Below are 24,093 nucleotides of genomic sequence, written 5' to 3' on the forward strand. Positions count from 1 at the left end.
GTGAAACGGAGGTCGTCGCCGTGTCCGGCAGATCCCCATGTGGGTGACCAGATCGAACAACCTCAAGCCGATCACCGGAGGTAAAACGACAAGCTTAGGGCCTGTCGTCAGACTCCCGTCTGCGCGTCGACGCTCCCCCAGCCTTCGGCCGGGAGGTGCCCCCACCGCAGTGGCTTCCTCCTCCGCCTTGCGATGCACGCACCCCAACGCCGTCACGCCCGCCCTCCGGGCGGACGACGGGAGTCCGACGACAGGCCCCAGGGCTTCTCCGCCGATCCCCGGGGCCGGACACACCCGGTCGGCGGCGAGTCGCGAACCCGCCGGCCGACCGGGCTCACCACCGGCCGGTACTGGTTCGCTACCGCCGCCCAGTCAGCGTGGCGCCCACACTCGCGGCCACCACGCACCCGATCCCGGCCAGCTGCGGTGCGCCGAGCAACTGGCCCAGCACCACGAGGCCGACCAGGGCGCTGACCGCCGGCTCCAGGCTCACCAGCACGCTGAACACCCGTTGCGGCATCCGTCGCAGCGCCGTCATCTCCAGCGCGTACGGGATCACCGGCAGCAGCAGCGACACCCCGGCCACCGCGAGCAGCAGCATCAGCGGTGAGGCGCCGGGGGCGGTCAGCCCGTCCCAGGCCTGGCCGAGTCCGAACGGTGCCAGCGTCAGCGCGCCGACCGTCATCGACACCGCCAGGCCCTGGAAACCCTGGAACGCGGCGCCGACCTTGTCCGTGAACAGGATGTACGCGGCGTAGCAGGCGGCCGCGCCGAAGGCGTACAGCAGGCCGACCGGGTCGAGTGACGAGCCGCCGTCGCCCTCGCCGAGCAGCGTCAGCAGCACCACCCCGCCGGCTGCCAGCAGCGCCCAGAGCAGGTGGCTGGCGCGGCGGGCGAAGACCAGCGCGACCGCGAGCGGGCCGAGGAACTCGATGGTTGCGGCGGTGCCCATCGGCAGCCGGTCGATCGCCCCGGCGAAGAGCAGCGTCATCCCGGCGGACGCCATCCCGAGCAGGCCGGCCGCCGCGAGGTCGCGCGGACGGCGCCCGCGCAGCCGGGGCCGGGTGGCGATCAGCAGGATGACCGCAGCGAAGCTCAGCCGCAGGAAGGTCGTACCGCTGACCCCGAGCGGGCCGAACAGCGGCTTGGACAGCGCGATGCCGAGCTGCACCAGGAACATCGCGGCCAGACAGAAGAGCGGCGCCGGGATTCGATCCGGGCGCCGCATCAGCTTCGAGAACCGCCGGTCGGTCCGGCCGGGTCGGGTGCCTGGGGGCGGTTCGGCGCCGGGCGCCCCGCCTCGTCGCCAGCTACCGCGCTCGCCGGCGGGCTCGCCCTTGGGGGCGGGCGGCATGGCAAGGGCCTCGGCGACGGCGGCGGCCGACGTCGGGGCGACGGTTTCGCTGGGGTTGGGCGTGGGCATGCTGGCGAGTTTGCCGTAAGGAGTGATGAAGGGGCAAGCTCGTTACCTGAATCCGGACGGATGCGGACGGGTGCGCCCGAAAGGGTGAGCTTCGGCGGCACGGGCGGCGCGGCAGTGGCAACCGTTCGACGGTCCGTCAGTATCAAGGCGGGGTGCGCTATCTCCGTTCCGCGGCCCTTGTCGTCGTGTCCCTCGCCCTGCTGCTCGCCACCGACGGAGCGGGCGTGAACGCCGACACGACCGTCCTGGCCGCCGCCGCCGTCCCCCGGATCCGGGCCACCGTGCTGCCCGATTGGGCCGGCCCGCCCGCCCTCCGGGCCCGCGACCTCTACACCGGCGCCGCCTTCGACGCCTGCACCGCACCCCCGCTCGACACCCTCCGGGCCTGGCGCGGCACCTCCCCGTACGGCGCGGTCGGCATCTACACCAGCGGTGGCCAGCGCGGCTGCGACCAGCCGAGGCTCACCGCCGACTGGGTCCGCCAGGTACGGGCGATGGGCTGGCGGTTCATCCCCGTCCACGTGGGGCTGCAGGCGCCGTGCAGCGGACTCAGCCGCAAGCCCCGGCGGATCGACCCGAACCGGGCCGTGCAGCAGGGCCGGGACGAGGCGGCCGAGGCGGTCCGCGGCCTGAGCACCGTCGGGCTGGGCGAGGGCAGCCCGGTCTTCCTCGACATCGAGGCGTACCCGGCGCGGGACCCGGGCTGCGGTCAGGCCGTCGTCGACTTCACCCTCGGCTGGACCCAGACCCTGCACGCGGCCGGCTACCGCTCCGGCTTCTACTCCAGCCTCGACTCAGGCATCGCCGACCTCGCCGCCGCCGCGCGGGCCGGCAGCTCCCCGCTGCCCGACTCGCTCTGGTACGCCCGCTGGGACGACCGCGCCGACACCGTCGGGGGCGGTCCCCTCGGCGCCGAACTCTGGACCGACCACCAGCGCGTGCACCAGTACCACGGCAACATCGAGGAGACCTACGGCGGCGCGACGCTCACCGTCGACCGCAACCACGTCGACACCCCCCTCGCGGGCTGACGGGGCGGTTCCCCGGCCCCCCGCCGAGCCGCCCGGCGGCGCCCACCCGGGCTCAGCCTGCGGCCGGGCGCCGCCGCCACTCGCCGCTCCCGAGCGGCGACCAGCCCCGTCCGGCACAGTCCCGGCAGGTCTCCGGGATGTGGCCGGTCCCCGTCCGGTCTCCCCGGATCCCCATCCGGGCCCGGGTCTGCACCCCGTTCGAACAGTTGGGACACGGCACCCGGAACCTGGCCGGCTCCCGCTTCACCTGGCGGTCGTCGTGGCTGTCGCTCATGCCATGCAGTATCGCGCGCGGGCCCGTCCGGGACCGGCGCCGACCGCCATTGTCAGCCGTGAGTGCTACAACCTCTGTCCAGGGAAGCGGAAACCGAGGAGGACCACATGGGTACCTGGGACAGCGGCAACTTCGACAACGACACGGCGGCCGACCACCTCTCCGGGGTCACCGCGCGCCTCATCGGCGAGATCGAGCAGGCCATGGCCGGTGACCAGGTCGAGCTGGAGCCCGACGAGTACTGGGGCGTGGCCGTCCCCTGCAACCTCGAACTGCTCCACCTGATCGCCTCCCAGCACTACGTCGGTGCCGAACTTCCCCCGGCCGACGTCGTCGAGGCCTGGAAGGAGACCTTCCTGTCCGTCTGGGAGCGCTCCATAGACGACCTGGACCCGTCACCCGGCCACAAGGAGGAACGCCGCGCCGTCCTCCTCCGCACCTTCGACGACCTCGCGGCCCTCGCCCGCTCCCGGGGCTGATCCCCGGGGCCGGGAACAGGGACGAATCCGTGATCCGTGCAACGGGCCCGGGCTACTGACATCCGCCCTGCCGAGAGGCACAATCGGGCTCGTCCGCGCGCCTTACCGCCCAGTAGCCCCCGGTAGCCGCGCAGTCGCAGCCGCAGTGCCGCCCGGTCAAGGAGGACCCGTGTTCAGCACGATGCAGGACGTACCGCTCACCGTCGCCAGGATCCTCGAGCACGGGGCCACCATCCACGGGCGGTCGACCGTCACCACCTGGGACGGCACGGGGCCGGTGGTCCGGACGTACGCCGAGGTCGGGGCGCGGGCCGCCCGGCTCGCGCACGCGCTGCGGGACGAGCTCGGGGTGACCGGGGACGACCGGGTCGCGACGCTGATGTGGAACAACGCCGAGCACCTGGAGGCCTACCTTGCGGTGCCGGCGATGGGCGCGGTGCTGCACACGCTCAACCTGCGGCTGCCGGCACACCAGTTGTCGTTCATCGTCAACCACGCCGCCGACCGCGTGATCATCGTCAACGGCAGCGTGCTCCCGCTGCTCGCCGCCGTCCTCCCGGACCTCGACCCGACGCTCCGGCACATCGTGGTCAGCGGCCCCGGCGACCGGTCCGTCCTGGACGGCTTCGCGGGCACCGTGCACGACTACGAGGAGCTGATCGCCGACCGGCCCGCCGAGTACCCCTGGCAGAGCGACATCGACGAGCGCCAGGCCGCCGTGCTCTGCTACACCTCCGGCACCACCGGGGACCCGAAGGGCGTGCTCTACAGCCACCGGTCGGTCTACCTGCACTGTCTCCAGGTCAACACCGGGGACAACTTCGCCTTCACCCCGCGCGACATCGCGCTGCCGGTCGTCCCGATGTTCCACGTCAACGCCTGGGGCATCCCGCACGCCGCGTTCATGTCCGGCGCCGGCCTGCTCATGCCGGACCGTTTCCTCCAGCCGAAGCCGATGGCGGAGATGATCGCCCGGGTGCGACCCACCGTCAGCGCGGCCGTGCCCACCATCTGGAGCGGTCTGCTGGACGAGCTCGACGCGGGCGACCACGACACCTCCAGCCTGCGCATGGTGGTCATCGGCGGCAGCGCCTGCCCGCCGTCGCTGATGCGGGGCTTCGAGGAGCGCCACGGCATCCGGGTCCTGCACGCCTGGGGCATGACCGAGACCTCGCCGCTCGGCTCCTTCGCGCAGCCTCCGGGGGGCCTCACCCCGGAGGAGGAGTGGCCGTACCGCGTCACCCAGGGCATCTTCCCGGCCTCCGTCGAGGCCCGGCTGATCGGCCCGGGCGGCGAGCGGATGCCGCACGACGGCGTCTCGGCCGGCGAGCTGGAGGTGCGCGGACCGTGGATCGCCGGGGCGTACTACGGCGGCGCGGGCCACGACCCGCAGCGTCCGGACGACAAGTTCTCCGAGGACGGCTGGCTGCGCACCGGTGACGTCGGCACCATCACCGCCGACGGCTACCTCACCCTCACCGACCGCGCCAAGGACGTGATCAAGTCCGGTGGCGAGTGGATCTCCTCGCAGGACCTGGAGAACCAGCTGATGGCCCACCCGGAGGTCGCCGAGGCCGCGGTGGTCGCCGTCCCGGACGAGAAGTGGGGCGAGCGCCCGCTGGCCACCGTCGTGCTGCGCCCGGGCGCCACGGTCGGGCTGAAGGAACTGCGCGCCTTCCTGGCCGGGCGGATCGCCTCCTGGCAGCTGCCGGAGCGCTGGGTGATCGTCGACGCGGTGCCGAAGACCTCGGTCGGCAAGTTCGACAAGAAGGTGATCCGTGCCAGCTACGCGGCCGACGAACTGGACGTCACGCTCCTCGGCAAGGAGTAGACCGGGGCGCGACGAGGGCCGGCCACCCACGGCGGGTGGCCGGCCCTCTCGCGTCGTCCGGGTCAGCCGGCGGCCGCGACGCCCGTCTCGCCCATGGCACCGATCCGTCCGAGCAGGTCGACGATCCGCGACTGCACGTCCGCGCTGGTCGAGCGCTCGGCGAGGAACAGCACCGTCTCGCCGGTGCGCAGCCGGGGCAGCTCACGCGGGTCGAGGTCGACCGAGGTGTAGACCACCAGCGGGGTGCGGTGCAGCCGGTCGTTGGTGCGCAGCCAGTCCAGCAGACCGATTCGGCGGCGGCGGATCTGGAACAGGTCCATCACCACCAGGTTCGGCTGGACGCTGCTCGCCCGGGCGACGGCGTCGTTCTCGTCCACCGCGTGCTCGACGTGCATGCCGCGCCGCTCCAGGCTGCTGATCATGGCGGCGGCGATGTCCGGATCGCCCTCGACCAGCAGGACCCGCGGGGCGTGGTTCTCCCCGTCGCGGGGGGCGAGGGCGCGCAGCAGGACGGCCGGGTCGGCGCCGTACGCGGCATCCCGGGTGGCCTGGCCGAGGCCGGCGGTGACCAGCACCGGGACCCGGCTGTTCAGCGCGGCGGTGCGCAGCGACTGCAGCGCGGTCCGGGTGATCGGGCCGGTCAGCGGGTCGACGAAGAGCGCGGCGGGGAAGCCGGAGACCTGGGCGTCCACCTCCTCGCGGGAGCGGACGATCACCGGGCGGTAGCCGCGTTCCTGGAGGGCCTGCTTGGTGGCCGGGTCGGGCTCGGGCCAGACCAGCAGCCGGCGCGGGCCGCCGTCCCCGGCGGGGGTCGCCATCGACGGGTGCTCGACCGAGTCCTGGCCGGCGGCCGGCAGCTCGGCCATCGGACGCGGTGCCGTCCGGGCCTCCGGCGCGGCGGGCGGCTGCGGCGCGCCGCCGGTCGGGACCGGCCCGGCGGACGGTGTGACGGCGGACGACGGGGCGGCCGGGGGCAGCGCGGCCGGCGGGAACGCCTCACCCGGGCCGCCGGGCGTGCCGGCCTCGCCCGGAGCGCCGAGCGGGCGCGGCGGCGCGAGCTCGGCGAGGCCGGTGCCGACCGGCCGCGGGCCGTCGGTCCGGTCCGGCGCGCCGGGGCCGTCGCCACCGGAGCCGTTCCCGCCGGGGGCGGGCAGCGCGGGCCGGGCGGGCTCCAGCTCGGTGGACGTGCCGGAGGTGCCGGAGGTGACCCGGGCGTCCGGGCCCGGGCCGGGCGGGACGGCCAGCCGGCGCCGACGGCCGGTCGGCGCGGCGCCGGTCGGTTCGCTCGGTGCGGGCGTGGGCGCGGGCCCGGCCGGGAGGGCGTGCTCCAGACCGGGGTAGACCGGGAAGCCGGTGTCGGGGACGCCCGGCAGGGCGAATCCGTCGGCGGACTCCTCGTTGGCGGGCAGCGCCCGGCGCCGCCCGGAGGGCTTGGACTCCGGCTCGGCCGGGGCCTGACCGGACGGCCGGCCCGTGCTCGGGCCGGTCTCCCGGCCGGCGGCCGCGCCGCGGTCGCCGAAGGCCTCGGCGGGGGTCTCGGTCCCACCCGCCGGCGTGCTCGTGGCGGGCTCCGGAGCGGACCCGGTGCCCGGCCCGAGCGCGAACGGGCCGCGCGGGCCCGTCGGCGCGGCCTGGCCGCCCCGGCCGCCCGGCTGCTCGCCGCCGACCGGCACCGCGTACGCCGTACCGGCCCGGCCGTCGTCCTTGCCCCATGGGTCGCGCTGCGCGGTGTCCGGGCCGCCCAGGCCCTGCCGGCCGTACGCGGGGTCGTTGCCGGTGCCGTTCCACTGCTCGGGAACGGCCCGCTCGACCCGCGCCGGGGCGTTCGGCCACTGGTCGGGGTCGGCCGGTACGGCCGGGGGCGCGGCCTCCTCGGCCGCGGCCCGGCCACGGCGTCCGCGCCGTTCGGCCGCGGGCTCCTCGGCGGACTTCTCGGCGGACTTCTCGTCGGGGCTCTGCTCCCGGTCCTTCCCCTTCCCCTGGCCCTGGTCCGGGCGGGGCGCCTTCTCGCCGGGCGCCGCCTCGGCGTCGTCCTCGGCCCCCTGCGCGGTGGGCAGCTGCGGGATGCCCGGCAGGTCGGGCAGCACGGCGCTGTCGCTCTCCTTGGGGCGGTCCGAGCGCCCCTCGGCGCCCGCGCGCTCGGCGGCGGCCTTGGCCGCGGCCGGGTCCAGCGGCAGCTCGACCACATAGGTGGTGCCGGCCTTGCCGGGCAGCTCGTGCGGCTGGAGCACACCGCCGTGGCGCTCGACCACGGCCCGGGCTATCGGCAGGTGGACGGGGCTGCCGCCGCGTCCGGGGCCGCGGATCTCCACCCGGGCGACCTCGCCGCGCTGGGCGGCCGCGAGCACCACCATGGGCGCGTCTCCGCCGCCGGGGGGCAGCGCGGGCGCGCCGGGGGCGGCCAGGCCGGGGGAGGAGGTCTCGGGGGTGGCGTCCAGCGAGAGTCCGACCCCGCTGACGTCGGCGACCAGGTGGGCCAGCGCCTGGGCGAGCCGCTGCTCGTCGGCGATCACCTCGACGGCGGCCGCGTGCACGGAGAACCGGACCCGGCCCGCGCCGACCAGCTCGCCCGCCTGCTCGACGGCCCGCCGGACGACCTTGTCCAGGGCGACCGGCACCCGCTCGGCGGTCTTCTTCCCGCCCTTGTCGTCGCCGGCCCGGCCGTCCTCGGCGGAGCCGGGTGCGCCGGACCCGCCGTCGCCGCCGGCCTCGGAACGCTGGTGGGCGAGCACGCCGTCGATCAGCTTGCCGAACCGGCGGCACTCGTCGGCGAGCCGGCGCAGTGTCCAGTTGGCCTCGGGCCAGAGCTGGCCGGCCGGGTCGGTGGCCAGCGCGTCGATCCGCCGGTGCAGCGCGGTCAGGGCGCCGCCCAGCTCGCCCTCCAGGACGGCGGTGAGGTGCTCGTTGCGGGCGACCAGGGCCAGCTCACGGCTGCGGTCGGTGAAGGTCATCACCGCGCCGACCAGCTGGTCGCCGTCCCGGACGGGGGCGGTGGTGAGGTCGACGGTGACCGGCCGGCCGTCCTTGCGCCACAGCACGGTGCCGCGCACCCGGTGCTTGCGCCCGGAGGTCAGGGTGTCCAGCAGCGCGGACTCCTCCAGCGTCAGCGGCGTGCCGTCGGCCCGGGAGTGCTGGATCAGCGGGTGCAGCTCGCGCCCGCCCAGCTCGCTCGCCCGGTACTCCAGGATGTGCGCGGCGGCCGGGTTGACCAGGACGCAGCGGCCTTCGAGGTCCACGCCGAGCACGCCCTCGGCGGCGGCCCGCAGGATCATCTCGGTCTGCTTGTGCTGGCGGCGCAGCTCCGCCTCGACGCCGAGGCGGCTGGAGAGGTCGCGGACCAGCAGCAGGAGCAGGTCGCTCGCGGAGGAGCGCTCGCGGTACGGGTCGTACGGGACGAGCGGGGTGAGCGCGTAGCCGCGGCTGTCCCCGGCGCCGTCGTCGGCGAAGTCGTTGCCGGAGACCTCGACCGGGAAGGTCGTGCCGTCGGTGCGGCGGGCGGTCATCCGGACCGGCCGGTCGAGGGCGTCGTCCTCGCGGGGCGCCGGCCGCATCGAGCCGGGGATCCGGCTGGGGTCGAACTCGGGCAGGAGGTCCAGCACGCCCATGCCGACCAGCGAGGTGCCGGGGGTCTGGAGTGCGTGGACCGCCGCGTTGTTGGCGTCGACAACGGTGCCGTTGCTGTTCACCAGCAGCAACGCGTCTGGCAGGGCGTCGAGTATGGCGGCGAGGCGAGCAGCGCCTCGGATCGGCCTGCTGCTCACGTCGACAGGTCTCCTCGGCTCAGGGCAGCTCCTCCGGAGACGGCAGTATCTCATTCTTCTTTGCGGCGGGGACGACCCGCCTAGTAACGTTGGCGGCGGTTGGTGCCGGGCCCTCGGGTTGTGGCATCATCACAGGCACACGGAACGAGTCCGCCATGCGGGCGCGGTCCATGTGGGGAGGCTTCGCCTAGTCCGGTCTATGGCGCCGCACTGCTAATGCGGTTTGGGTCTTAAAGCCCATCGAGGGTTCAAATCCCTCAGCCTCCGCCCCATGGGAGCCCCGTCGACGATCATGTCGGCGGGGCTCTTCGCATGGCTCCGCAGGGCGTCCGGATCAATCGATTTCGCCCCGCGTCGCAGGTCATGTAATGTTGTCCCCGCAACGCCCCGATGGCACGTTCACCAGGGCGAGCGCTCATAGCTCAACGGATAGAGCACTTGACTACGGATCAAGAGGTTGCAGGTTCGAATCCTGCTGAGCGCACCAATCCCCGCAAGATCGGGTTCGCCCGGTTCTTGCGCTCATAGCTCAACGGATAGAGCACTTGACTACGGATCAAGAGGTTGCAGGTTCGAATCCTGCTGAGCGCACCATCGAGAAGCCCCCGGCCACCGGCCGGGGGCTTCTTCGTCGTGTGCGCCCGGCCCGCGGGTGCCCGGATGCTGTGCGCCCGGCCCGGGGACCGGGGCCGGCTGCCGGACGGCGGTGCCCGGTTGGGCTTCTGGGGCTCCGGCCCGATACCCCGCTTAATGGATGAAATGCATTCCTTTCGGGTACATCCTGTCCTGCCGGTCGGATGACCGCCAAACGGGTAGGACACGGCCAGGAGTGCAGGTGTCGCAGTATTACCGGCCCAGGATCATGATTCCGTTTTGTCAGATCTTGTGCCCAGACTGCCCGGCCACCCTGGCAGCCGACACCGAAGGGAGAGCCGGATGGGCCGACAGCTTCCCCGCATCGCAGCCCCGCCCGCCCCGGCCCCGGACCGGCGCACCCGCCGGGCGCGATGCCTACGACTGGCGTCGGCCGGGGCCTCCTCCGCACTGGCCGCCGGACTGCTCGTCGCCGGGAACCCGGCGCCCTCCGCCGCCCAGCAGTCCCCGGACGCCTGGTCGGGAGAACAGCGCGCGGTCCTTCCCTCCGGGCTCTCCGTACAGTTCGACTTCTCCGCCGCCCCGGGAGTGGCCGTCACCGCCGGGCCGGGCGAATTGGCCGACCGTTCCGGAGCGGGAAAAACCGGCGCGCTCTATGCCGACGGACTGCGGCCCGGAGATCCCGCGCAGACGTTCCGAATCGCCGAGGACCGTCCGTGGACGGATGGTTCCTGGCGCACCGTCGGAACGCTCCGGCTCGCATTCTCGCGCCCGGTCCGCAATCCCCGGCTGCACCTCAGCGGACTCGCCGGAATCGCCACCGGGAAAGGCGGGACCACCAGCACCGCGACCCGGCTGACCCTCACCGACGGCTCGCCGGGCTCGCCCACCCTGGTCGACCGCACCGGCTGGCCCGGCTGGACGGTGCGGGGCAGCACCCTGGCGCCCGCCGGGGCCGACGGCGGCACCGACGCCGTGGCCGGATCCGCCGCCGAGGGCAGCCTGGAACTGGCCGGCACCTTCCGCACCGCCGTCTTCCGGGTCGAGCAGCGCTCCACCGCCCGGGCCGGCAGCACCACCGCCCCCGCGGCACTGGCCCAGGTGTACACCGTCACCCTGGACGAAGGCGTCGGCACCGCGCCGCAGGGCTACGGCAACGCCTCCCACCTGGTCTCTGACCTCTTCCTGGGGACGGACGCCACCACCACGCCGGGCCGGCCCGCCCGGCGGGCCGCCGCGACCGCCCCGGGGGCGGCCGGGGAACCGCTCGTCCAGCTCGACCACGGCGCGGGCCTGCGCGGCGTCTGGTCCGACCCGGCGTCGTCCCGGCGCCGGCCCGGGCGCGGCGAGTACCCGGGCGCCGATCCGGCCGTCGCTTTTCCCGCCGAGGCCGCGATCGGCCGCTACTACCGGCTCACCGTCCCGGTGGCGGTCGGCGACGCGCCCGCCACCCTGGCCGGCTGGATCGACTTCGACCACAACGGGAGGTTCGACCCCACCGAGCGGGTGCAGACCGACCTCCCGGCCGGGGCGCGCACCGCCGTCCTGGAGTGGACCGTCCCCGGCAACGCCTCCTCGGGGGAGACCTGGGCCCGGCTGCGGCTCGGCCGGGACGCCACCCAGCTGGTGGGCGCCGACGGCTACGCCGACTCCGGCCAGGTCTCCGACCAGCGGGTCAGACTGACGGTCGGCGCCGCCCGCCTTGAGATCGCCGACCCGGTCGACGGCGCGGTGGTCTCCGACGCGCGCCCGCGGATGCGCGGCGAGGGTGCCGTCGCCGGGGCGGCGGTGGAGGTCCGCGACGGGGACACCGTGCTCTGCGGCACCCGGGTGGGGCCGGGCGGCGACTGGTCCTGCAGGCCCGGCAGCGCGCTGAGCGCGGGCGCACACAGCCTCACCCTGGTCGAGACCACCCGCGGCGGCGTGGTGCTGCGCGGCGAGCCGGTCCGGATCACTGTGAAGACGGCGCCGCCCGGCGCGCCCGTCCTCACCCTCCCCGAGTACACCAACGACCCGGGCCTCCAGCTGACCGGCACCGGGGAGCCGGGCAGCGTCGTCTCGGTCGCCGACCGGCCCGCCGGGGCGCCCGGCGACGCGGACACCGAGCTGTGCACGACGGCGGTGCGGGCCGACGGTGGCTGGTCCTGCCTCCCGGTGGAGAACCTGCCGGACGGGCGGCACCGGCTCACCCCGTCCGCCGCGGACCAGGCCGGGAACCGGACGGCGGGGCGCGTCGCCGAGCTGGTCGTCGACACTGTTGCGCCGGACCGCCCGGTGCTCACCGCGCCGGCCGTCGGCGAGACCGTACGGGTAGCCCGGCCGAAGCTCGCCGGGCGGGCGGAGGCGGGGGTCAGGGTCGTCGTCACCGCCCGGGCGGGCGGCTCGGCCCCGGGCTCCGGCGAGCCGGTCGTGGCCTGCGGGGCGACCGCCGCCGTCGACGGCAGCTGGACCTGCACGGCCGACCGCGATCTGGCGGACGGCGAGCAGCGGCTGGTCGTCACGGCGACCGACCTGGCGGGGAACGGAACGGCGGCCGACGCGGTCCCGATCCTGGTCGCGACTGCGACTGCGACTGCGAGTACGGGTGCGGCGGTGCCGACGCCGTCCCAGCCGATGTCGCCGTCGCCGTCGGTGCCCACGTCGTCGCCCACGTGGGCACCCACGTCGGTACCGACAGCGGTGCCGTCCTGGACGGCGTGGCCCTCGCCGTCCCTCTCCCCGTCCCGGCCGCCGGTTCCCGGCCGACCGGCCCCGTCCGTACCGGTCGCCAGGCCCACGGGGCCGGCGAGTCCGGTACCGGCGCCCGTGGCGTCGTCGGCCGCGGCCGCCCCGTCCGGCCGGCCGGTTCCGTCCGGTCCTGTCCGCGGGCCCGGCCTGCCGGGGCTGCTGCCGATCGCCGTGCCACCGGCGGCCGTGCCGGACCCCCGTCCGGCGCTGCCCCCGGCGTCCGTCCCCGCCCCGGCGGCGCCCGCGCTCGCGGTGTCCGTCTCGCCGAGTGCGGTGGTGGGCCGGAGCGCGGCACCGGACCCGAGCCCGAGCGCGGGTCCGGCCGCGGTCGCCGCCCCGGCCGCCGCCGTCACCCTGGAGTCCGGCGCCGGGAAGGCGCCCACCGAGGCCTCCCGGCAGCCGGCTGCACCGCCGGCTGCACCGCCCGCCGTATCGCCGCCCGTGTCGCCAGTGGTGGAGGAGCCCGTGGACGAGCCGCCCGTCGAGGCGTCGCACGCGTCCGGCCGGACGGGATCGGGCGGCTGGCGCGGCGGGCTCGCCGGTGTCCTCTTACTGCTCACCGCGGCCGGCCTGATCACGCGACGGTTCGTCGCGCGGAGGCCCGGCGCGCAACGAGGTTGAACCAATCCGACCATCCGACCATGTGCCTGCGCGTCAGGTCAGCCTCGGACGATTCGTCAGGAAATGTCGACACGCACTACCTCAAATGTCGCATTTGATGACGTATGAACTTAGCCTGACTCTGGCACTGCCCGTCAGATCCGGGCCGCCCGTTGCGCGACACACCGACCCCGAGGATCCGTGCATGGACGTCACCCGCGATTCTTCGCAGCGACCCGACAATCTGCCCAAGGCGCTCCCCCCGGCGCTGCCGGAACGTTCCTCCAGCGGCGCCAGCCCGCTGGTCAAGCTGGCCAGGACCGCCGGCCCGGCCGACAGCGGCCCGGCCACCACACCGCTGGCGGTCGTCCCCGGCCCGTCGACGGGTACCCCGATCGACCTGCGCGACCCGCTGGAGACGGCCGGCCCGGCGAACCTGGACAGCCTGGAGGCCACCCCGGCCGGCGCGGTCCCCGCCACCGCCTCCCGCCGCCCCCCGCGCGCCGACCAGGCACTGCGGGAGCACAGCGCCGCCGCCCTGCCGGGCTGGATCGCCCTGCTGACCCTGCTGGTCGGCGTGACCGCCGTCCTGCTGGTGCTGCTGCGCGACGGCGTCATCCCCTACTGGGACGCGCTGCCCGACCTGCGCGGCACCGCCGCGAGGGAGAACGGCCACGGCGAGGTGACCGTCCAGTCCATCGCGGCCGTCACCACCGCCGGGCTGCTGATCGTGCTCTCCCTCGCCGGGCTGCTGGCCAACGCGGGCGGCGAGACCCGGGTGCTCACCCGCTGGGGCCGCTACCGGGGCACCGTCCGCCGGACCGGCCTGGTCTGGGTCAACCCGCTGCTGCGCCGCCGCCGGGTGGACGTCCGGCTGCGGCACTGGCGCAGCGAACAGGTCAAGGTGGTCGACCGCACCGGCACACCGATCGTCGTCCGGCTGCTGATCGTCTGGCGGGTCAAGGACACCGCCCGCGTGCTGCTGGCGATCGAGGACCACGAGAGCTACCTGCGCGAGCAGGTGCAGGCGGTGCTGACCCGTACCGCGTCCACACTGCCGTGCGACAGCAACGCGGCGCCCGGGCCCGCGCTGCGCGACGGCCAGTGGTTCGCCGACGAGCTGACCCGGGGGCTGGCCGCCGAGGTCGCCCCGGCGGGCATGGAGGTCTACTCGGTGCAGCCGCTGGCACTGGACTACGCGCCCGAGGTGGCCGAGTCGATGCGCCGGCGCCGGCTGGCCGACCTGGACGCGGGCCTGCGCACCGTGCTGGTGGACGACGCCGTGGAGGCGGCGGCGCTCGCCGTCCGCCGGCTGGAGCGCGCCACCACGCACGAACTGGACGAGGCCGCCCGCAGCGCGCTGATGGAACAGCTGCTGGTCGCCTTCGTCGCCCCGGCCGGAGTGGCCGCCTCGGTACCGTCCCCGGCCACCCGGGCCGGGCGGAAGGAAGGACGACCGGCATGAGGATAGCCACCGGCACGGAAGCCGGCTTCGACGCCGACACCGCACTGATCGGCTTCGAGGAGAGCCTCGGCGGCATCCCCGCGATCGAGGGCTGCGCCTGCCCGAACTGCGCGGCCCGGCCGCGCACCGCCCGCCCCGCGGCGGGCGGTGGCGGCCGAATACACCGCGCCGTGCGAAATACCTGCCTGGCCACCACCGTGCTGGCCGGCGCCGGCGTGGTCGGTCTGACGGCCGGCGCCGGGTCCGCGCAGGCCGCGGCCGGCAAGCAGGGCTGGGACGGGTCGAAGTACTGGTTCAAGAACGCCGACGGCGAGTGGCGCTGGACCAGCCACTACGAGGTCTACGCCGGCCGCACCGGCAAGTCCGCCGGCTCGGGCGGCTCCGGCGGGGCCGCCGCCTCCAACGGCTCGGCCTCCTCCTCGGGTATCACCCAGGGCTGGGACGGTTCCAAGTACTGGTTCAAGAACGGCAGCGGGGAGTGGCGGTACACCAGCCACCACGACGTCTACCTGAGCCGCACCGGCCAGTCCGGCGGCGGTTCGGCCCCCGCCCCCGCCCAGCCCGCCACCCGGCCCGCCGCCGACAGCGCGCCCGCCTCCGGCAGCGTGGAGACCGCGATCGACTACGCGCTCGCCCAGCTCGGCAAGCCGTACGTCTGGGGTGGCAACGGCCCGTCCGGTTACGACTGCTCGGGGCTGGTCCAGCAGGCGTACCGGCGCAGCGGGATCAGCCTGCCGCGGGTGGCCGACGACCAGTACGCGGCCACCACGCCGATCAGCGCCGGGCAGCTGCGCCGCGGCGATCTGGTGTTCTGGTCGGACAGCGGCCGGGCCTCCGGCATCCACCACGTGGGGATCTACCTGGGCGGCGGCAAGTTCGTCGAGGCGCCCAGGCCGGGGACGACGGTGCGGATCTCCAGCCTGAGCCAGGGCTACTACCCGACCCACTTCGGGCGTCCGTAGGACGTCGCGGCCCGGGCCCTCCGGGGACACGGCCCGGGCCCCCGCCGGGGCCTGACCCGGCGAATGCTCCTAGCTGTTCTCGCCGCCGCGGCCGAGGGCGGTGGCGGCGTCCGAGCGGCCGGTGTCGTAGACCGTCCGCATCTGCTGCTCGTCCCAGTCCACGTCGAGGGCGTCGGGGCTTTGCCGCCGTCGTTCCGTCTGCCACGTCTCGACCATCGCGCTGATCCCCTCGTGGCCGCTTCCGCCGTCGCCGCCGGTGAGGGTGTTCCGCTCGATCCGGCCGGCCGCGGCCGCGTTGATCTCGTCGGTGGCGCTGCTCTGCCACTGGGTGAGCCCGGCGCCGAGGAGGCGCTGGGCGGCCTCGCCCATCCCGGGGACGGGGACGAGCGAGAGCGGGGTGCCGACCCCGGCGTACATGGTCTTGGCCTTCCAGGCCTCGACCTTGGTGTCGTCGTCGCGCTGGTCGAGGATGGCGTCGGCCTGGACGGCGTCGATGACCCCGAGGGCGACGGAGGAGTTGGCCATCAGGCCCTTCCATTCCTTCTCGGCCGTGGTCGGCGGGAGCTGGGAGAGCTGCTGGGCCACGTGCGTCAGCTCGGCCCGGCGGACGGTCTGGTGGGCGTCCGGGTCGTCGGCGACGCCGCGCAGGAGCCGGATCAGCGAGCCCTTGTCGGTGGCCATCCTGGTTCCGCCGGTCTCCTGGTCGGTCCAGACGCCGCCGGTGTTCCCGCCCGCGTGGTCCTTGGCGGCGCGGTTGGTGCCGGAGAGGATGTCGTGGGTGTCGGCGGCGTAGTCGGCCAGCGCGTCGGCGAGCGGGCGCCGCAGGCCGTCCGGGAGCCTCTCGTGGCCGATGCCGGCGTCCAGCAGACCGACGGTGTCGCGCATCACCCGGGCCTGGGCCTCGGTGTGGTGCCTGACGGCGTCCTCCCGGCCCGGGCGGTCGCCGGTGGCGGCCGCCTCGACGGCCAGGCCGAGCGAGTGGTGGCCGGTGGCGCGGGCGCCGGCGACCAGCTCCTCCGGCCAGTGGCGGCCGTTCAGCAGGTAGGCCAGGTGGTCACCGCGACGGGGGTCGCCCGGGTCGAGGAAGCGGGTCGAGGCCTGCGGGTTGCGGCCCAGGGCCGTGAGGAAGCCGGCCACCGCGTCGCCGCCGCGGCCCTCGCCGAGGTGGTCCCACGTCGGCTGGGTGGAGTCCGGGGCCCAGATGGCCTGCGGGCCGATCCCGGAGCCGCGCTCGAAGGCGAGCAGGCTCTCGCCGTAGGCGTTGAGGAAGTCGGAGTCGTACGCCCCGGAGCGCAGCAGGCTGCTCATCAGCTGGTAGCCGTAGGGTGTGGGGCCGCCGCCCGGGCGGTTCCGGACCCGTGGTCCGAGCCTGATGATCTCGTGTTCCCAGTCCCGCATGGCCCGGCCGCGGCTCTGGGTCGCGGTGCCGAGGGTGGTGCCCAGCGAGGTCTGGAGGCGCCGGACGGCCTCGCCGCGCCCGCCGCCGTACGCGCCGGCCTTCGCCGGGTCGTTGACGTCGCGCCAGAAGTCCAGGGTGCCCTGCGGGCCGAGCGTGACGGCGAACTCCTCGGCGAAGGCGGGGTCGCTCCCGCGCCGGTCGAGCAGGGCGTTCAGCCTGGTCAGCTCCGCGGTGGAGAGGGCGCCGCCCTTTCCGGCCAGGGCGAGGGCCTCGCCGAGGTCCGCGCGGGCCGCCCGGGCCTCGTCCAGGCTGCGGCAGCCGCTGGTGTTGAAGGAGTCGTCGGCCGCGCCGTTCGGGTCGGAGCGCAGGGCCCAGGCCGCGGCCTCGTCGGCCTCGGTGGCCTGCCGCAGTGCCGCCTCGATGCGGTGGACCAGGTCGTCGACCGCCTGCCTCCGCCCGGGCAGGAAGGCCGTCCGGAAGTCCGGCTGGTGCCGGGCGGACTCGTCGTGCAGGAGCGGGTGGACGTCGGTGACCGTCCCGTCGGGCGCCACCTTCAGATGGCCGGCGGGGGCGTCCTCGTCGGCGAGCCGCCTGAGCCGGCGCTGGGCCTCGCCGAACTGCCCGGCGGCGTCGGCCAGCAGGCCGGCGAGGTCCGCGGACTCCTGGGCGGCGGCCTCGATCTGTTCGGCGGCCCGCCGGATCAGCGCCCTGGCCTCGGTCGCGGCCTCGCCCTCCCAGCCGCCGGCCAGCGCGGTCACGACCTCGCCGGTCAGCCGGTCCTTCAGTCCGAGGTAGCGGCCGCGCAGCGCCCGCCACTCCTCGGCGGCTCCGTTCAGCGTGTCGAGTCGGGCCGTGGTCACGGCTTCGTAGCTCAGCATGGTCGGCCCCGTCACCGTTCGCCGGAGAGGTTCCGCCCGGTCGCGTCCTCCGTCGCCGTGTAGGCGTCGGCGGTGGTGCGCAGCCGCCGGGCGATGTCGTGGAGCGTGTTTCCCAGCGTCGCCACCTGGTTGTCCCAGCGGATCGCGCGGGCCCGCAGCTCCGGTCCGGTCCGCCAGCCGCCGAGCGTGCCGTACGCGGTGGTGGTCCACTCCTGGGCGCGGTCGTCGACGGCGGAGAAGCATGCGTGGATCTCGTCGACGGTGCCGGCCCGGGCTCTCAGCTCGGCCGGGGTGACGGTCACTTCCGGGCCGGCCGTGGTGCCGGGGCCCGGCCGCGGGTACGGCGTGCCGTCCGCGCCGTCGAACAGGCCGCCCCGGACGGGTTGGCCGGCCGACCGGCGCCAGGTGGCCGTGTGGTCGGTGAAGTCCTGCTCGGTACCCGGTCGTTCGTGGACCATGGTTCATCATGGCGCGTTCCGGCCGTGAACGGCTGGTCCGCGTGCGCGAAAACGCCCGCAGGCTGCGAACAGGACCCGTACGGGGGGCGTGTTCGCAGCCTGCGGGGCGTGCGGGGACCTGCGGTGCGCTCAGGCGGAGGCCCTGTCCAGCAGGGCCGTCTGCTCGGGGGTGAGCCGCAGCGAGGCGGCGGCCAGCAGCGGCGGGAGCTGCTCGACCGTACGGGCGCTGGCGATCGGGGCGGCGACCGTCGGGCGGGCGGTCAGCCAGGCCAGGGCGACCGTGGCGGGCTCGACGCCGTGCTCGCCCGCGACGGTGTCCAGCGCCTCCAGCACCTTGGGGCCGCGCGGGTCGTCCAGGTAGCGGGCGGCGCCCTCGGAGCGGGCGCTCGCCACCCCGGCACCGCCGAGGCGGTACTTGCCGGTCAGGAAGCCGGAGGCGAGCGCGTAGTACGGCACGGTGGCCAGGCCGTGCTCCGCGACCACGTCGGCGAGCGGGCCCTCGAAGGTGGCGCGGGAAACCAGGTTGTAGTGCGGCTGGACCGCGACGTACTTGGCCAGGCCCTCGCGCTCGGAGAAGGCCAGCGCCTCGGCGAGCCGTTCGGCGCCGATGTTGGAGGCGCCGATCTCGCGGACCTTGCCCTCCTTCACCAGCTCGTCCAGCGCGGTGACGAACTCCTCGACCGGGGTGTCGTCGTCCTGGTGGGTGTAGTAGAGGTCGATGCGCTCGATACCGAGACGGCGCAGCGAACCCTCGACGGAGGACTTGATGTTGGCCGCGCCCAGGCCGAGCGCCTCGGGGTGGAGGCCGACCTTGGTGGCGATCACGATGTCGTCGCGGTTGCCCCGGCTGCGCAGCCAGTTGCCGATGATGGTCTCGGACTCGCCGCCGGTGTTGCCGGGCACCCAGGAGGAGTAGACGTCGGCGGTGTCGACGAAGTTGCCGCCGGCGGCGGCGTAGGCGTCGAGCACGGCGAAGGACTGCTCCTCGTCGGCCGTCCAGCCGAAGACGTTGCCGCCGAGGGAGAGCGGGTGGACGGTGAGGTCGGAGGTGCCGAGCTGCACACTGCGCCCGGCGTCACTGTGGTTTTCGGTCATGGTCGGAGTCAACCCGATCACGGTGGCCCGCATTCCATGATCCGGACAGGCTTCACCCGCTTGTCGCACCGTTGTTGCACTCGCGGGTGGTGAGGGCCGGAGGAGGGTCCGGGGTGTCGGCCGGGCGCGCGGATTCGTTAGAGTCCGTGCCATGGCTGACAACGACTACGACCCCGCCGGCAGCACCCAGATGTTCCGGGCGTTCGTCGACGAGACCCCGGCACCTCAGGCACCGGGCTCCGTCTCCACCTACGGCAGCAGCAGCGGCGGCGGTGGCAACCGCACCGGTGTGATCGCGCTGATCGCGGTCGTCGCGGTGGCCGTTCTGGGTACCGTCATCTGGCTGGCGGTCAAGTAACCCCCTCGGTGGACCGCCTGGCGGCGCCCGCCATGTCCGTGGCTCTCAGCAGGGCCGTCGCCAGGCGTCCAGTTCGAGCTTCTTCTGCATCGAGCTGAAGCCCAGACCCTTGGTCCGGGCGCAGAACTTCTCCGTGCCGAGCTTGTACTCGACATGGAAGACCGCCTTGCCCGCCTGGATGAAGGGCGAGAGCCGGTCGCACTCGTTGAACTCGGCGCATTCCTCGTTCACCGCGAAGTCGAACTCGCCGACCAGCGCCGGGATCTGCTCCAGGTCGTTCTTCAGGCCGATCGCCATCCCGCGCTCGTGGGCGAGCGAGGCCAGCATGCGGTTGTACCGGAGCTGGTCCTCGGCGGTCAGCGGGAAGCCGCTCTTCTGGTTGTACGCCTCGATGGTGTCGGGCTCGATGGCGTCGAAGCCCTTGGCCCTGCACATGTCGAAGCGGGCGGCCATCAGCGGCTTCAGCTGGTCGATCTTCCGGATGTCGAACCACTTCTCGCCCTTCCATCCGTTGCCGGAGCCCTGGAGGGCCTTGGCGAAGGCGGCGGAGTCGGGGCGGAAGTCCTCCCAGGAGCCGGCGTTGATGTAGCAGATCACCTTGCGGCCCTTGGCGTGCAGCGCGGCGACCACCGAGGCGTCGTTCTCGAAGCCGTCGATGTCGTAGACCGGTACGTCCACCGACTGGTCGACGCCGTCGCCGAGTTGCCACTGCCAGGCGAGGCCGGGCGCGGGCTGCCAGCGGGCGCCGGCGGGCTGGGGCGGGGTGGCGCCCGGGGTGGTGGTGCCCGGCGCGGTGCCGCCGGGGGTGCCCGGCGTGCCGGTGGCCGGGGTGCCCGGGGCGGTGGTCGGGGTGCCCGGGACGGTGCTGGTCGGGGTGCCCGGGGTGGACGGCGCGTCCGGGGTGCCGGGGGTGCCCGGGCCGCTCGACGCCCCGGGGTCGGGGGTGGCGGTGGCCGCGGGCGGCTGGGCGCCGGTGGCATCGGCCGAGGGGTCGTCCCCGGCGTCCGAGCCTGAGCTGCACGAGGTCGCCAGCAGGGCGGTGGCGAGGGCGATGGCGGCCGGCAGGGGCCGGGTGCGGCGGGTCACGGGTACTCGAACTCCGGTTCGGGTCAGGCCAGTTCGGCGGCGGTCAGGCCGTACGGCAGGGTGCGCCAGGGGTTCTCCCCGGCGCCCGGGACGGCGCAGCCGACGCCGGCCCGGCGGGCGGCGATCAGCGCGGCGGCGTCCCGGGCCTGCTCGGCGGGCACGTCGTACACGAGATGGCAGAAGCGGGCGGCCGCGTGCCGGCCGGTCCACACCGGCAGGGCCATCGAGCGGTACGTCTCCCAGTCGCCCTCGAAGGTGACCAGCAGGTCGGCGAGTCCGACCTCGGCGTAGCCGGGGTCGGGGTGGTCGCCGTGGCCGAACACCACGGTGCCGCACCCGGCGGCCCGGGCCGCGGTGGCCAGCCGCCGGTAGTGGGCCAGCGCGCCCGGGTGGGTGGCGACCTGGTCGAGGTAGACGCCGGTGATCCCGTGCCGCTGGCGGTAGGTCAGCACGTCGGCGACCACGGCCGCGTGCGGCCTCCGGCCGTAGTCGGTGTCGGCGTAGCCGAGCAGCGGCAGGCCGGCCGCGCGCAGTTCCTCGGCGGCCTCGGCGAAGACGTTGTCGGGGGTCTCGCCCGGGCCGTCGGCGAGGTTGAGCACGACGGCGGCGATCCGGCCCGGGTCGGCGGCGGCGACCGCCTGCCAGGCCGCCGGGTCCACCGCGGGGTGGACGTACAGCGGCACCAGCAGGCGGCCGTCGAGGTGGCTGCCGCCCGTCATGCGACGGCCGGGGCGGGGACGGGCTCGGCGGTGCCGAGCCAGAGGTCGCGCAGGGTGTCGGCGAGGCCGGTCTCCGGCTGCCAGCCGAGGGCCCGGGCGGCGGCCGAGACATCGGCCTGCTGCCACGAGACGGCGGCCGAGCGCTCGGAGCCGGCGCCGCTCTCGTCGATCCGGCCGGTGAAGCCGGCCGCCGCGACCAGGCCGTCCGCGATCGCCCGGACCGGCTTCGCCCGCCCGGAGGCGAGGTTGAGCACCCGGGGCAGCGGACCCTCGGCGGTGACCGCCAGACCGACCGCGCGGGCGATGTCCCGGGCGTCGACGAAGTCGCGGTGGGCCGAGAGATCCCCGACCTTCACCACCCCGTCGGCCCCGTCCGGGGCGGCCCGGCGCAGTTCCGCGGCGAGCCGGCCGGGCAGCGAGCCCGCCGGTGCTCCCGGGCCGACCGGGTTGAACACCCGCAGCACCACGGCGTCCAGCGGTGAACCGGCCACCGCGAGGGAGCCGGCCAGCTTGGTGGCGCCGTACACGCCGACCGGGCGGGCGTCGGCGTCCTCGGCGAGCGAGCTCCCGGGTGCGCAGACGCCGTACTCGCCGGCCGAGCCGATGTGCACCAGGCGCGCCGCCGGGGCGCCCTGCCGCAGGGCCTCGGCGAGCACGGCCGGGCCGCGCGCGTTGACCTCGGCGAGAGTGACGGCGCTGCCGGCCACCGCGCCGGCGAAGTTGACCACCGCGTCGGGCGCCAGCGCGGCCAGTTCCTCGCCGAGCGGGCCGGTCCGGGCGGTGGCGAGGTCCAGCCGGAGGCCGTGGTCGGGCCGCCGCCCGGCGGTCAGCACGGTGGCACCGGGCAGCGACCGCAGGACGGCGGCGGCGTGGCGGCCGAGGAAGCCGTCCGCGCCGAGCAGCAGGATTCTCACGCGGCCCGTCCGTCGTTCTCGGGGCCCGCGGCGGCGGTCGCGGGCTGTTCGACGGCGTCCGGCGCGGTGCGGGCGGCCGGGATCGACAGCTCCGAGCCGCTTCCGGGGACGGCGTACAGGCCCTCGACCGGCTCGCCGGGCAGCAGCAGCGAGCGGTTGACCGCGAACTCCGCGTTGGCCCGGTCGTAGTCGTCCGGGCGGCCGATGTCCAGCCAGTAGCCGCTGAACTCGTAGGCGGACGGCGGGGTCTGCGTGGCCAGCAGGTCCAGCACCAGCTCGTCGAAGCCCAGTGGCAGGCCGGGGGTGTACGAGGCCAGGGCCGAGCGGGACACGCCGTACACGCCCATCGAGACCCGGTAGTCGATGCTCGGCTTCTCCTGGAACCCGGTGATGCGGCCGGCCTCGGAGGTCAGCACACCGAAGTCGATCTTCACCTGGCGGGCGTAGGTGGCGATGGTGAGCGGAGCCCCGGACGCCTCGTGGTGCCTGAGCACCCCGGCGAAGTCCAGGTCGGTGAGGATGTCGCCGTTCATCACCAGGAAGTGCTCGGGCAGCCGGTCCTGCATGGTGAGCAGCGGGCCCATGGTGCCGAGCGGGCTGTCCTCGACGGCGTAGCCGACCCGCAGGCCCCACTGCGAGCCGTTGCCGACATAGGCGCGGATGATGTGGCCGAGGTGGCCGATGGCGAGGGTGACGGTCTTGAAGCCCGCGGCGGCGAGCTGGCGCATCACGATCTCCAGGATCGCGTGCTGGTCGCCGATCGGGACGAGTGGCTTGGGGAGCGCGGTGGTGTAGGGGCGAAGGCGTACGCCCTTACCGCCGGCCAGGATCACTGCGTGCATGGTGTTTCCCCCACGGATGATGGTGCGACAGGAGCCTTGGAAATCGGTGCTGGCAGGGAGGGAGGAGCGCGGCGGGGTCAGACGTTGTAGAGACCGGTCTTGTAGCGGGCCAGGTTGGCCGGGTCCCGGAAGAACTCGATCGTCTGCTCCAGGCCCTCCTCCAGGGAGAACCGCGGAGCCCAGCCGGTGGCGGCGCGCAGCCGGGTGGCGTCGGCGACCAGGCGCATCACCTCGGAGTTGGCGGGGCGGATGCGCTGCTCGTCCTCCTTCACCGTGAGGTCGACGTCCATCAGCTTGCCGACCAGGGCGACCAGGTCGCCGACCGAGATCTCGCCGCCGGTGCCGGCGTTGAAGGTCTTGCCGACGACGGTCTCGGCGGGGGCGGTGCCGACCGTGCGGAAGGCGTTCGCGGTGTCCTTCACAAAGGTGAAGTCGCGGGTCGGGCGCAGGTCGCCGAGGGTGATCTCGCGCTCGCCGGCGGCCAGCTGGGCGATCACGGTCGGGATGACGGCGCGCATCGACTGGCGCGGGCCGAAGGTGTTGAACGGGCGCAGCGTGACGACCGGGGTCTCGAAGCTGGCGTGGTAGCTGTCGGCCAGCCGGTCCCCGCCGGCCTTGGAGGCGGCGTACGGGGACTGGGTGTTGATCGGGTGGTCCTCGGTGATCGGCACGGTCTGCGCGGTGCCGTAGGTCTCGCTGGTGGAGGTGTGCACCAGGCGGGGGATCTCCAGGTGGCGCACCGCCTCCAGCACGTTGAGGGTGCCGGTGACGTTGGTCTCGATGTACGAGTGCGGGGCCCGGTAGGAGTACGGGATCGCGATCAGCGCGGCCAGGTGGTAGACCGCTTCGGTGCCCTTGACCAGGCCGTTGACCGAGCCCGGGTCCCGGACGTCGCCGAGGACGATCTCGACCGAGTCCAGCACCTCCTCGGACAGGGTCTCCAGCCAGCCGAAGGACGAGAAGGAGTTGTACTGCACCATGGCGCGGACCTGATGACCGTCGGCGACGAGGGTCTCGACGAGGTGGGAGCCGATGAAACCCTCGGCTCCGGTGACGGCGACGCTGCTCATGCTGGGAGTTCGCTTTCTGGGTTCGGGGACGGCCGAGCGGGTTCGTGGCGGCTCGGCCGTGTTCGGTGCTGTTCGGTTCGGCTGTCGTGTGTGTTCAGCGGTGCTGGGGCCAGCGGCGCTGTCGTTC

The 24,093-nt window shown here is 74.6% G+C and carries 17 protein-coding genes, 3 tRNA genes and 1 pseudogene; 10 read left to right on the forward strand and 11 right to left on the reverse strand.

All coding sequences use genetic code 11. From position 1 onward, the window contains the following. Positions 1-358: 358 nt before the first annotated feature. Entirely contained in the window at positions 359-1,423 is a 1,065-nt protein-coding gene (locus ACIQIB_RS25410) for an EamA family transporter (protein ID WP_400760819.1), read from the reverse strand. A gap of 152 nt (positions 1,424-1,575) precedes the next feature. Here ACIQIB_RS25410 and ACIQIB_RS25415 point away from each other — a divergent pair, with 152 nt between their 5' ends. Beyond that, entirely contained in the window at positions 1,576-2,454 is an 879-nt protein-coding gene (locus ACIQIB_RS25415; RefSeq protein ID WP_363603898.1) for a DUF1906 domain-containing protein, read from the forward strand. Positions 2,455-2,506: 52 nt separating this feature from the next. On the opposite strand, the gene ACIQIB_RS25420 is transcribed toward ACIQIB_RS25415, so the two are convergent. Further along, entirely contained in the window at positions 2,507-2,728 is a 222-nt protein-coding gene (locus ACIQIB_RS25420) for a hypothetical protein (RefSeq protein ID WP_363603900.1), read from the reverse strand. 107 nt (positions 2,729-2,835) lie between these two features. Here ACIQIB_RS25420 and ACIQIB_RS25425 point away from each other — a divergent pair, with 107 nt between their 5' ends. Then, complete coding sequence (locus ACIQIB_RS25425) at positions 2,836-3,207, forward strand: DUF4259 domain-containing protein (RefSeq protein WP_400760823.1); 372 nt, start codon at positions 2,836-2,838, stop codon at positions 3,205-3,207. A 169-nt stretch (positions 3,208-3,376) separates the two neighbouring features. Next, positions 3,377-5,038, forward strand: a complete 1,662-nt coding sequence (locus ACIQIB_RS25430; RefSeq protein ID WP_400653327.1) for a long-chain fatty acid--CoA ligase — start codon at positions 3,377-3,379, stop codon at positions 5,036-5,038. Positions 5,039-5,100: 62 nt separating this feature from the next. On the opposite strand, the gene ACIQIB_RS25435 is transcribed toward ACIQIB_RS25430, so the two are convergent. Next, positions 5,101-8,799, reverse strand: coding sequence for a PAS domain-containing protein (locus ACIQIB_RS25435; RefSeq protein ID WP_400760825.1), 3,699 nt, complete (start codon positions 8,797-8,799; stop codon positions 5,101-5,103). 176 nt (positions 8,800-8,975) lie between these two features. Between ACIQIB_RS25435 and ACIQIB_RS25440 the strand changes: the two genes are divergently transcribed. The 6 genes from ACIQIB_RS25440 (at position 8,976) to ACIQIB_RS25465 (ending at position 15,147) form a co-directional block, all read left to right on the forward strand. Continuing rightward, positions 8,976-9,066, forward strand: a tRNA-Ser gene (locus ACIQIB_RS25440). Positions 9,067-9,210: 144 nt separating this feature from the next. Beyond that, positions 9,211-9,286, forward strand: a tRNA-Arg gene (locus tag ACIQIB_RS25445). 31 nt (positions 9,287-9,317) lie between these two features. Beyond that, positions 9,318-9,393, forward strand: a tRNA-Arg gene (locus ACIQIB_RS25450). A 342-nt stretch (positions 9,394-9,735) separates the two neighbouring features. Beyond that, positions 9,736-12,741 carry an Ig-like domain-containing protein gene (locus tag ACIQIB_RS25455; protein ID WP_400760828.1) on the forward strand — a complete coding sequence of 1,002 codons (3,006 nt, stop codon included), beginning with the start codon at positions 9,736-9,738 and terminating at the stop codon, positions 12,739-12,741. 184 nt (positions 12,742-12,925) lie between these two features. After that, entirely contained in the window at positions 12,926-14,185 is a 1,260-nt protein-coding gene (locus tag ACIQIB_RS25460; protein WP_400760831.1) for an SPFH domain-containing protein, read from the forward strand. Beyond that, positions 14,182-15,147: a C40 family peptidase gene (locus ACIQIB_RS25465; RefSeq protein WP_400760832.1), complete on the forward strand. Its 966-nt coding sequence runs from the start codon at positions 14,182-14,184 to the stop codon at positions 15,145-15,147. Before ACIQIB_RS25460 ends, ACIQIB_RS25465 begins: the two co-directional genes overlap by 4 nt. A gap of 69 nt (positions 15,148-15,216) precedes the next feature. Here the strand turns inward: ACIQIB_RS25465 and ACIQIB_RS25470 are convergent, their stop codons facing one another. From ACIQIB_RS25470 to ACIQIB_RS25480, 3 genes are all read right to left on the reverse strand, one after another. Beyond that, on the reverse strand, positions 15,217-17,424 hold the full coding sequence (locus tag ACIQIB_RS25470; RefSeq protein ID WP_400760834.1) for a hypothetical protein: 2,208 nt from the start codon (positions 17,422-17,424) through the stop codon (positions 15,217-15,219). A gap of 11 nt (positions 17,425-17,435) precedes the next feature. Beyond that, a complete protein-coding gene (locus tag ACIQIB_RS25475; RefSeq protein WP_400760837.1) occupies positions 17,436-17,882 on the reverse strand; it encodes a WXG100 family type VII secretion target in 447 nt (148 codons plus the stop codon). A 129-nt stretch (positions 17,883-18,011) separates the two neighbouring features. Next, positions 18,012-18,977, reverse strand: coding sequence for an aldo/keto reductase (locus ACIQIB_RS25480; RefSeq protein WP_400653338.1), 966 nt, complete (start codon positions 18,975-18,977; stop codon positions 18,012-18,014). A 151-nt stretch (positions 18,978-19,128) separates the two neighbouring features. Between ACIQIB_RS25480 and ACIQIB_RS25485 the strand changes: the two genes are divergently transcribed. Further along, on the forward strand, positions 19,129-19,335 hold the full coding sequence (locus ACIQIB_RS25485) for a hypothetical protein (protein WP_400760839.1): 207 nt from the start codon (positions 19,129-19,131) through the stop codon (positions 19,333-19,335). A 45-nt stretch (positions 19,336-19,380) separates the two neighbouring features. Here the strand turns inward: ACIQIB_RS25485 and ACIQIB_RS25490 are convergent, their stop codons facing one another. The 5 genes and pseudogenes from ACIQIB_RS25490 to ACIQIB_RS25510 all read right to left on the reverse strand — a co-directional run bounded on the left by ACIQIB_RS25490 (position 19,381) and on the right by ACIQIB_RS25510 (position 23,966). Further along, on the reverse strand, positions 19,381-20,421 hold the full coding sequence (locus ACIQIB_RS25490; protein WP_400760842.1) for an endo alpha-1,4 polygalactosaminidase: 1,041 nt from the start codon (positions 20,419-20,421) through the stop codon (positions 19,381-19,383). A gap of 23 nt (positions 20,422-20,444) precedes the next feature. Then, entirely contained in the window at positions 20,445-21,140 is a 696-nt protein-coding gene (locus tag ACIQIB_RS25495; protein ID WP_363603918.1) for a spherulation-specific family 4 protein, read from the reverse strand. Continuing rightward, entirely contained in the window at positions 21,137-22,054 is a 918-nt protein-coding gene (locus ACIQIB_RS25500; protein WP_400760845.1) for an NAD-dependent epimerase/dehydratase family protein, read from the reverse strand. The genes ACIQIB_RS25495 and ACIQIB_RS25500 overlap by 4 nt, the downstream gene beginning before the upstream one ends. 134 nt (positions 22,055-22,188) lie before the next feature. Next, positions 22,189-22,896 (reverse strand): annotated as a pseudogene (locus tag ACIQIB_RS25505) (NDP-sugar synthase); the annotation flags it as partial. Positions 22,897-22,973: 77 nt separating this feature from the next. Next, positions 22,974-23,966, reverse strand: a complete 993-nt coding sequence (locus ACIQIB_RS25510) for an SDR family NAD(P)-dependent oxidoreductase (protein WP_363603922.1) — start codon at positions 23,964-23,966, stop codon at positions 22,974-22,976. Positions 23,967-24,093 lie beyond the last annotated feature (127 nt).

Origin of the sequence: Kitasatospora sp. NPDC092286, from assembly GCF_044755565.1 — a bacterium.
In the GTDB taxonomy this organism is placed as follows: Bacteria; Actinomycetota; Actinomycetes; order Streptomycetales; family Streptomycetaceae; genus Kitasatospora.